This is a genomic window from Streptomyces sp. NPDC089915 (genome assembly GCF_040684675.1).
Lineage (GTDB): Bacteria > Actinomycetota > Actinomycetes > Streptomycetales > Streptomycetaceae > Streptomyces.
Genome location: NZ_JBFBGN010000200.1, coordinates 1 through 9,308, shown reverse-complemented (window position 1 = coordinate 9,308; position 9,308 = coordinate 1). Strand labels below are relative to the sequence as shown.

General features: G+C 71.6%; 9 protein-coding genes. 2 read left to right on the top strand and 7 right to left on the bottom strand.

Annotated elements, in window-relative coordinates:
* Positions 1-149: 149 nt before the first annotated feature.
* On the bottom strand, positions 150-836 hold the full coding sequence (locus AB0O29_RS32770; RefSeq protein ID WP_365159122.1) for a hemolysin III family protein: 687 nt from the start codon (positions 834-836) through the stop codon (positions 150-152).
* A 220-nt stretch (positions 837-1,056) separates the two neighbouring features.
* On the opposite strand from AB0O29_RS32770, the gene AB0O29_RS32765 reads away from it, so the two are divergent.
* Positions 1,057-2,910 (top strand): phosphoenolpyruvate carboxykinase (GTP), encoded by a 1,854-nt coding sequence (locus tag AB0O29_RS32765; protein WP_365159119.1) that lies wholly within the window; start codon positions 1,057-1,059, stop codon positions 2,908-2,910.
* Between the two features lie 159 nt (positions 2,911-3,069).
* On the opposite strand, the gene AB0O29_RS32760 is transcribed toward AB0O29_RS32765, so the two are convergent.
* From AB0O29_RS32760 to AB0O29_RS32745, 4 genes are read right to left on the bottom strand one after another with little or no spacing between them, the layout of a single operon-like run.
* Positions 3,070-3,687: a hypothetical protein gene (locus AB0O29_RS32760; RefSeq protein ID WP_365159116.1), complete on the bottom strand. Its 618-nt coding sequence runs from the start codon at positions 3,685-3,687 to the stop codon at positions 3,070-3,072.
* Complete coding sequence (locus AB0O29_RS32755; protein ID WP_365159114.1) at positions 3,674-5,314, bottom strand: VWA domain-containing protein; 1,641 nt, start codon at positions 5,312-5,314, stop codon at positions 3,674-3,676. Before AB0O29_RS32755 ends, AB0O29_RS32760 begins: the two co-directional genes overlap by 14 nt.
* Positions 5,311-6,516 carry a toxic anion resistance protein gene (locus AB0O29_RS32750; protein WP_365159112.1) on the bottom strand — a complete coding sequence of 402 codons (1,206 nt, stop codon included), beginning with the start codon at positions 6,514-6,516 and terminating at the stop codon, positions 5,311-5,313. The genes AB0O29_RS32755 and AB0O29_RS32750 overlap by 4 nt, the downstream gene beginning before the upstream one ends.
* On the bottom strand, positions 6,516-7,640 hold the full coding sequence (locus tag AB0O29_RS32745; RefSeq protein ID WP_365159109.1) for a hypothetical protein: 1,125 nt from the start codon (positions 7,638-7,640) through the stop codon (positions 6,516-6,518). Before AB0O29_RS32745 ends, AB0O29_RS32750 begins: the two co-directional genes overlap by 1 nt.
* Before the next feature lie 111 nt (positions 7,641-7,751).
* Here AB0O29_RS32745 and AB0O29_RS32740 point away from each other — a divergent pair, with 111 nt between their 5' ends.
* Positions 7,752-8,171 carry a hypothetical protein gene (locus tag AB0O29_RS32740; RefSeq protein ID WP_365159106.1) on the top strand — a complete coding sequence of 140 codons (420 nt, stop codon included), beginning with the start codon at positions 7,752-7,754 and terminating at the stop codon, positions 8,169-8,171.
* Here AB0O29_RS32740 and AB0O29_RS32735 read toward each other — a convergent pair.
* A complete protein-coding gene (locus tag AB0O29_RS32735) occupies positions 8,161-8,547 on the bottom strand; it encodes a DoxX family protein (protein WP_365159103.1) in 387 nt (128 codons plus the stop codon). The two genes, AB0O29_RS32740 and AB0O29_RS32735, sit on opposite strands and share 11 nt — an antisense overlap.
* A 29-nt stretch (positions 8,548-8,576) precedes the next feature.
* Positions 8,577-9,053 carry a carboxymuconolactone decarboxylase family protein gene (locus AB0O29_RS32730; RefSeq protein ID WP_365159100.1) on the bottom strand — a complete coding sequence of 159 codons (477 nt, stop codon included), beginning with the start codon at positions 9,051-9,053 and terminating at the stop codon, positions 8,577-8,579.
* Positions 9,054-9,308 lie beyond the last annotated feature (255 nt).

Here is a 9,308-nt window from a genome sequence, read left to right as displayed (position 1 = left end):
GTCTCGATCTCGCCGTAGCCGCGCGCGCAGTGGTCGTGGAGGGCGGTCAGGAACGCGGACGGGCCCCGGCGGCGCTTCTCCGCGCCCGGAGTGCGGGCTCCGGGCGGCCGTGCGATAACGGCAGGATGAAGCAGTCCCCTGCGGAGTCCTCAGTGCGAGTAGGCGGCCAGCGAGATACCGACGTAGTGCGCGACGAAGGCCGCCAGCGTCAGGGAGTGGAAGACCTCGTGGAAGCCGAAGAAGCGGGGGGAGGGGTTCGGGCGCTTGATCCCGTAGATGACGCCGCCCACGCTGTAGAGGAGGCCGCCGACGATCACCAGCACCAGGACGGCGATACCGCCGGTGCGCAGGAAGTCCGGCAGGAAGAAGACGGCGGCCCAGCCCATCGCGATGTAGCAGGGGGTGTAGAGCCAGCGCGGGGCGCCGACCCAGAAGACGCGGAAGGCGATGCCCGCGGCGGCCGCGAGCCACACCGCCCACAGCAGGGTCCGCCCGGTGGAGTCCGGCAGCAGCAGGACGGTGAGCGGGGTGTAGGTGCCCGCGATGATGAGGAAGATGTTCGCGTGGTCGAGCCTGCGCAGGATCGCCTCGCCGCGAGGGCCCCAGGTGCCCCGGTGGTAGACGGCGCTGACGCCGAAGAGCAGGCAGGCGGTGAGGATGTACACCCCGCACGCGACCCGCGCCCGCGTCGAGTCGGTGAAGGTCATCAGCACGAGGCCGGCGACCACCACGGCCGGGAACATTCCGGTGTGCAGCCAGCCGCGCATCAGCGGCTTGGCCTCCGGAGCTGCGCGTTCGGCCGGTGCGGCCGCTACGGCAGCGGCGTCAGAAGTCATGGTCTTCATGCTACCTACGGGTCCGTAGGTTTCTGTTAGTCCTCTTTACGGAAGATTGACCGACGTGGCGATGCTCACGTGAGAGGCCCCCTGGACATATGCGCACACGCACCGGATGATCAGATGAGTGCGGTCGACACCGGATGAGCGGAGCGCGAAGCGTCCGGGTCGCGGCCCCCACGGGGCATACACCAAACAAACCCCTCAACAAGGAGCAATCGTGGCGCGCGACAACGCGGCTCCCACCCCTTCCCTCCCGACGACGCACCAGGAGCTGATCTCCTGGGTCGACGAGATCGCGGCCATCACGCAGCCGGACCGCGTCGTCTGGTGCGACGGCACCGAAGCCGAGTACGAGCGCCTGTGCGAGGAGCTCGTCGCCAAGGGCACGTTCAAGAAGCTCGACGAGACCAAGCGCCCGAACTCGTACTACGCCGCCTCCGACCCCTCCGACGTCGCGCGCGTCGAGGACCGGACCTTCATCTGCTCCGAGAAGGAGGAGGACGCGGGCCCGACCAACCACTGGAAGGCCCCTTCCGAGATGAAGGCCCTTTTCACTGGTGAGGGGGGCTTCGCGGGGCAGGAAGGTATCTTCCGCGGCTCCATGAAGGGCCGCACGATGTACGTCGTGCCCTTCTGCATGGGCCCCCTCGGCTCCGAGCTCTCCGCGATCGGCGTCGAGATCACCGACTCCGCCTATGTCGCGGTCGCCATGCGCACCATGACCCGCATGGGCAAGGCCGTCCTCGACGAGCTCGGCACCGACGGCTTCTTCGTCAAGGCCGTCCACACCCTCGGCGCCCCGCTCGCCGAGGGCGAGGCCGACGTCGCCTGGCCCTGCAACACCACCAAGTACATCTCGCACTTCCCCGAGACCCGCGAGATCTGGTCCTTCGGCTCCGGCTACGGCGGCAACGCCCTGCTCGGCAAGAAGTGCTACGCCCTGCGCATCGCCTCCGTCATGGCCCGCGACGAGGGCTGGCTCGCCGAGCACATGCTGATCCTCAAGCTCACCCCGCCCGCGGGCGAGGGCGAGACCAAGTACGTGGCGGCGGCCTTCCCGTCGGCCTGCGGCAAGACCAACCTCGCCATGCTGGAACCGACCATCCCCGGCTGGACGGTCGAGACCATCGGCGACGACATCGCCTGGATGCGCTTCGGCGAGGACGGCCGCCTCTACGCGATCAACCCCGAGGCCGGCTTCTTCGGCGTCGCCCCCGGCACCGGCGAGCACACCAACGCCAACGCCATGAAGACCATGTACGCCAACACCGTCTTCACCAACGTCGCGCTCACCCCCGACGGCGGCGACGTCTGGTGGGAGGGCATGACCGAGGAGCCCCCGGCCGAGCTCATCGACTGGCGCGGCAACCCGTGGACCCCGGAGTCCGAGACCCCGGCCGCCCACCCCAACGCCCGCTTCGCCGTCCCGGCCGCGCAGTGCCCGACGATCGCCCCCGAGTGGGAGGACCCCAAGGGCGTCCCGATCTCCGCGATCCTCTTCGGCGGCCGCCGCGCCTCCGCCGTCCCGCTGGTCACCGAGTCCTTCGACTGGAACCACGGCGTCTTCATCGGCTCGAACATCGCCTCCGAGAAGACCGCCGCCGCCGAGGGCAAGGTCGGCGAGCTGCGCCGCGACCCGTTCGCGATGCTGCCGTTCTGCGGCTACAACATGGGCGACTACATGGCCCACTGGGTCAAGGTCGCGGCCGACAAGGACCAGACCAAGCTCCCGAAGATCTACTACGTGAACTGGTTCCGCAAGAACGACGCGGGCAAGTTCGTGTGGCCCGGCTTCGGCGAGAACAGCCGCGTCCTGAAGTGGATCGTCGGCCGCCTCGACGGCAGCGCCGAGGGCGTCGAGACCGCGATCGGCGTCCTGCCGACCAAGGCCGCCCTCGACCTGAAGGGCCTCGACATCTCCGACGAGGACCTCGACTTCCTCCTCACCGTCGACAAGGACGTGTGGCGCGAGGAGGCCGCCCTGGTCCCCGACCACCTCAACACCTACGGCGACCACACGCCGAAGGAGCTGTGGGAGCAGTACCACGCGCTGGTCGAGCGCCTGGGCTGAGCCCGACCGCCTGCGCCCACGCCGCAGGCCCCTGAACGTGGGAGTCCCCGACCAAGGTTCTCCCACCGCTGTGGGAATCCCCGACCAAGGCTTTCCCATCGCAGCACACGCCCGACGACGAACGGCGGCCACTGTCCCGGCCGCCGCCCGTCCCGCCCCTCAGGAGCGCCCGCGCTCCTCGAGGTAGGTCGTGTGCGTCTGCTGACGGCGGGCCTCCCTGTCCTGGAGGCCCGCCGTCAGGCGTTCCGCCTCCTCGAACAGCACCGACAACTGCCGCTCCAGGTGCCGCTCCGGCGACTCCCCGCCCGGCGTCAGCCGGGTCCACCAGCGGGTCCGGTTGTAGGTGTCCACGCACTCCGGGACGTCCAGCCGGATCGCCCGCGACAGCGCGTGCACCGCGTCCGGCTCCGTCGCCAGCGCCTCCGTGACCCACCCCGGCTCCAGCAGCGCCGCGTACAGGTCCAGCAGCTCGCCCAGCTTCCCCCCGGCGGCCGGCGGCAGCTCCACCTCCGCCACGTAGTCCCGCAGCCGGCCCAGGTCCTCCCGTACGACGCCCAGCCGCTCCGCCGTCCCCGGGAACACCGGGACGGGAGCCCGCTCCGGCGGGGCGACCAGCGCCCCCACCCCGTACAGGCCCGCGATCACCACCGGCCAGTACGCGCCCGCCACCCCGGCCAGGGTCAGCCCCAGGCCCGCGAGCCCACAGGCGCTGCCCGCCAGGTTCTTCCTCGACTCCAGATACCCCAGCGCCCGCGCCAGGGGCCTATTGGTAGCCACGGATCTCCTCGAAGGCCCCGTCCAGAGAGCCGTTGCCGTTCGTCGCGTCGAAGAGCCGGCCGCCCGTCAGCTCGGTGATGTGGGACAGCTCCTTGCGGTCCGAGTCCCCGAACAGCACCGCGAAGACCGGAGTGTGCTTCTGCCCCTCGGGCAGACCGGCGTAGAACGAGTCGAAGTCCTGCACCTTGTCCCCGCTCTGACCGTCGGTCATCAACACGATCGAGGTGAACGCGTCCGCGTTCCCGTTCCCCAGGTGCTGGTAGGCGGCCTTCAGGCTCCCGTACACCGCCGTGCCCCCGTCGGGGCGCAGCGACTTCACGTCACCGCGGATCGCGTCCAGCGCCGGACCCGGGTTGCCCGGCTCCACCACGTGCGTCAGCACCTGCTTCACCCCGTCGCCGAACGGCAGGAGCGTCACCTCCTCACGGTCCCGGAACCGCTGCCCCGGGCCCGAACTCCCCGTCCCCGTCAGGTCCGTGAGCGCGTCACGCAGCCGCCCGATGCGGTTGTCCTCGCCCATCGAACCCGAGGTGTCCAGCACGTACACCGTGCGCGAGGGCCGGCGCAGCTCGTTCTCGTACGAGGCCAGCAGCCCGTCGGCGACCGAACGCGTCCCCGGGAACGGCAGCTCGCGGCGCTTGTCCGCGTCCAGCCCGGCGGCGGGGGCCACCCCGGTCGCCACCGGCCGGCGGAAGGTCTTCTCGGTGATCGCCTTCTGCGCCGCGTCGCCCCGCAGGTAGTCCGTCAGCCGCCGGCCCGACTCCCGCGCCCCGGCGGGGGCGGAGGTCAGCAGGGTCAGCGGGTAGTGGGCGGTGACCACGCCGTCCTTGGGCCGGATGACGGTCAGCGGCGCCTTCCCGTCCTTGGCGTCCCTGTTCATGGAGAGCAGGACCGACTCGTAGTTCACCAGCGCGTCGACGTCCCCGCGCTTGGCGTACGCCGTCGCCAGCCAGCCCGAGGAACCGGAGGTCAGCTTCTGCCCGTTGAAGAAGCCCTTCAGACGGGGCCGGGCCTTCGCCACGTCCTCGTCGGTCAGCGCCGCCTGCGCCCCCGAAAGCCCCGAGGCCACCGAGACCAGCGCCGAGAAACCGGAGTTGGAGCGGACCGGGTCCGTCATCCCGTACGTCAGCTTCCCCGCGGCCACCGCCTCCTCGACCGCCGACCAGGTCACCTCCTGCGGCTTCCAGCCCAGCCGGGCCAGCGCCTCCGGACGGACGCCCAGGGCGACCGGCGAGGACATGACCGGGGTCTCGTTGGCGAGCTTCGCGGCCGCCTCGGGGCGCAGCCGCAGGTAGTCGTCGGAGGACAGCCAGATCGCGTCGTACTTGCCGTCCGCCTTCCCCGAGGACACCTGCTCGGCCGCGTCGAGCGTGCCCGACCAGGTGAAGTCGACGGAGACCCCGGTGGCGTCCTTGGCGTCCTTGAGGACCGGCGCCATGTCGGCGAGCTCGCTGGACGCGAGGACGCGCAGCCGGCCCTCCTTGTACTCGGCCGCCGGCTTCCCCGCACCGGCCGACGGCTCGCCGTCCGGCTTCCCGCCGGTGCAGGCCGAGGCCCCCAGCAGGGTGGCGGCCAGCGCGACGGCCGCCGCGAGGTGTCTGCGCATCAGCGCGGTGCGCCGCCTCATCGGTCGCCTCCTTCCAGGGCGTTCGGCGTACGGGTCCGGGCCAGGTACGCCGAGGCCGCCTGGAGCTCGCCCGTCAGGGACTCGACCGTCGCCGCCATGTTCTCCGTGGCCTGCGCCTTGAAGGAGTCGATGGCGTCGAGGGTCTTGTAGATCTGCCCGAAGGCCGTACGGAGCGTCTCCGCCCCGACCGCCGGGTCGGCGGCGATCCGCTGGATCTCCCCGCTCTGGGTGGCCAGCATCTCCGCGTTCCCCCGGATCAGGTCCTCGGTGGTCCCGCGCAGGGCGTTGACCTGCTCGACCACCCTGCGCTGGCTGTCGAGGGCCGAGGCCAGCATCACCGCGATGCGCAGCGCCGAGACCGTGGTGGTCGCGGCCCGGTCGACGCCCTTGATCAGCTCGTCGTTGTTGCGCCGGACCACGTCCATCGCCAGGTAGCCCTGGGCGCAGACGGCCAGCTGGGTCAGCAGGTCCTGGTGCTTCTGTCGGACCGGGAACAGCACGTCGGAGCGGAGCGCGTCGGCCCGGGCCGCGTCGGCGCGTTCGGCCTCGGTGATCCGCTGCTCGACGGCCGCGTCCAGGGCCTCGGTGAGGACCGCGTACTCCTGGAGCCTGCCCATGGTCTCCCAGAGGCGTGCCCGCTCGGTGTGCAGGGCGGCGTTGTCGCGGCGCAGCTCGTCCTGGCCGCCGCGCAGGGCCTGGACGATCCGGTTCAGGGAGTCCTGGGAGGAGGCGTACTTGGCGACGTGGTCGCGCAGCCGGTTGCCGCCGGGCAGCTTCGCCAGCAGCCTGCGGGCCCCCTTGGCGGGGGTGCCGGCCTGCGGGTCGAGGTCCTCGACGGTACGGCGCAGCTCGACGAGGGAGCCGGCGACCCGGGTCTGGGCGTCGCCGCCGCCGTCCGAGCCGATCGAGCGGACGGCCCGCTCCAGCATCCGGTTGGACTGGTCGGCGGCGGTGCGCATGTCGGCGGAGCCGAGGGCGGTGATGTCGTGGATGCGGGAGGCGAACTCGGGGGAGCGGGCGTCGACCCCGGCGAGCCCGCCGACGTACTCGCCGGCCCGGCGGGACATCTCCTCGCGCACGCCCTCGTCCAGCGGCACCAGGCCGGAGGCCTGCTCCCGCTTCACGGCGGGCACCGGCTCGGGCGCGGTCAGCACGAGCGGGCTCCCCGGCTCGTCCCCGGGCGGCGTCAGCGGCGTCGTCATCAGTGGTCCCCCTGGCCCTTGGCGCGGGCGGCCATCGCCATCAGCACCTTGACGGTCGGAGCGCCCACCTGCCGGATCCCGGTCAGGCCCGGGTTGAGGTAGCCGGCGTAGGGCGCGGTGGCGGCGGTGAACTCGGCGACGCCCTCCTGGGGGCGGAAGCCGTGGCGCACGGCGAGCTGGCGCAGCTTCGGGTCGGTGGCCAGCAGGGTGCCGAGGTCCCTGCTCTTGTCGTTGAGCGGGACGAAGGTGTGCGGGGAGTTGACGGTGGTGTCCGGGTAGAGCACGACCATGCCGCCCAGCTCGGCGTTGGTCTGCTTCTGCATCAGGAGGGCGGCCACCTGGGCCTCGTAGGCCAGGATCAGCGGCTCGCCGCTGCCGCTGACGAAGGCGCGGAACGGGCCGTCGGTGGAGGTCTCCAGGGCCCCCTGGACCTGGATCAGCTTGCGCAGGAGCGGGGCCGTGCGGGTGATCCCGCCGTCGTCCGACACGACCGTGCCGCCGTTGGCGACGTTGGAGGCCGCGGCGAGGAACAGGGCCCCGGAGTTGGAGGTGGCGGGGTCGGTGGTCTTGATGAACACGGTGCCGCTCAGCTCGGTGTCGCCGGCGGAGCCGTTCAGCTGCTGCCAGCCCCGGTCCTCGCCGGCGGCCTTCAGGTAGGGGCCCATCAGGAGGGTCCCGGAGTTCTTCCCGTTCATCCTGACCAGCCCGTTGTCCGCGAGGACCTTCGCGGCGTTGGCGCGGGCGATGACGACGAGGGGCGAGAAGAAGGGCTTGGCGGTCTGCGCCCCCTTCACCCCGGCCGCGGCCTCGATCTCCTGCGCGGGCTCACTGCTGCTGGGGAAGGCGAAGTCGAACTCCTTGAGGGCCAGCTGGTCCATGGCCCAGGAGCCCGAGGTCTCCGTCTTCACGGTGTAGCCCTTGTCAGCAAGGGCTTTGACGACGTCGGGATCGCGGAAGAACTCGGACTTCTCCGATCCGATGACGCCACGCACGGTCTTCGTTGCCGTGCCCTCTGTTCCGTTCCCCCCGAGAACGATGACGGCGATCACGCCGCCCATCAGGAGGACCGCCAGAGCGATTCCAAGGATGCGTCTCACGGGTGCAGCCTGCTCACGGAAACCCACATTCCGCGGGGAGTCGGGTGAACGGGGGGTGTCCAGGCGGTCCCGCTTCGAAATGCTGTGTGAGTGGGCGGGTGCTGGCGGCGTGCCTGCCGTACGGGGAGGATCGGGGGCATGGCACGGAAATGGCAGGGCTGGCTGGTCGGCCTCGTCGGCCTGGCCGGACTCCTGGTGTTCGCCCCGCTGGCCCTGTACGTCTGGGCCAGCGCCCCGCCCGCCCGGCCCCCCGTCGTCCTTCCGGAGGTCCGCGTCACCGACTGCCGCGTCGACCCGGCGAGCCGGCGGGTGCTGGCGGCGGTGGAGGCCCGGGGCGGTCAGGGCTCGTACGTGGTCACGGTCGAGTTCCGCGACCGCAGGCCCCCGCAGCCGGACGCCCGCACCTCCCAGTCCCTGGTCCGCCTCCCGGGCCTCACCCCGGACACCCCGCCGGCCCGCACGGAGGCCGTCGGCCCGGTCTGGCCCCCGGCGACGGTCCCGTGGTGCGGGGTGGCGGGGGTGGCGGGGGCCGAGCCCGGACCCGGGGTCAGCCGGTGAAGGCCTCGGGGCCGAAGCGGCCCCACGCCACGAAGGCCGCCAGGAGGACGTAGACCAGGTCCACCACCACGAGCCCGGTCTCGTGCCGCCGGAACCGGGTGACCGCCGCACCCAGCATGAGCAGCACCAGACCGAGGGCGGCCAGCGGCACCAGCACCGGCGCGACGCCGAGCACGGCGGGCAGGACCAGGCCCACCGCGGCCAGCACCTCCAGGGCGCCGATGGCCTTCACCCCGCCGTCGCTGAAGTCCTCGACCCACCGCCCGCTGGAGCCGGCGCCGGCTATCTTCTCCCTCGGCGTGATCACCTTGTAGGCCCCGCCGAGCAGGTAGGCGGCGGCGAGCAGTCCGGTCACGATCCACAGTGCGAGGTTCATCGCGTCTTCCTCCCTCGGGGCGGCGGTCGTCAGTGCTGGTACTGGCCGGGCTCGTAACCGCCGGCGGGCGTCCGCACGATGACGTTGCCGCGGTTGAAGGCGTTGATGAGGGCGATCTGGGTGACGAGGGCGGCGAGCTGGTCCTCGTCGAAGTGCTTGGCCGCGTTCCCCCAGACCTCGTCGCTGACGCCACCGGCGGCGTCGGCGATACGGGTGGCCTCCTCGGTCAGCTCCAGGGCGGCACGCTCCGCCTCGGTGAACACCGTGGCCTCCCGCCAGGCCACCACGAGGTTGAGGCGCACGGCGGTCTCGCCGGCGGCGGCGGCGTCCTTGGTGTGCATGTCGATGCACCCGGCGCAGCCGTTGATCTGGCTGGCCCGCAGCATCACCAGCTCACGCGTCGCGGCCGGCAGGGTCGACTCCCCGAGCGCCTTGCTCGCCGCGATGATGTGCTTCCACGCCTTGACGGCGACCGGGTTGGCGAAGAGGTTCAGACGAGCGCTCATGGTGGGTTCCTTCGTAGTCGCTGTTTGCCGTTGTGCCCTCAAGACACCGCGCTCCGACGACCTGTGACACGCCCTGGATGTGACCTGCGTCTCCCGGGGGTCGGGGGTGGGGCCGGGGGAGGGCGGGACTTGACCCGGGCGGTCTCAGAGAAGGTTGGGGGGTTCCCGGCAGTCTTCGTTTTTCCGTGGCGGGCCGGTCAGTCAAGGGCGCTCCTTCGTCGCGTCGCTTCGCGATCGCCTTCGGCGACCCTTGAC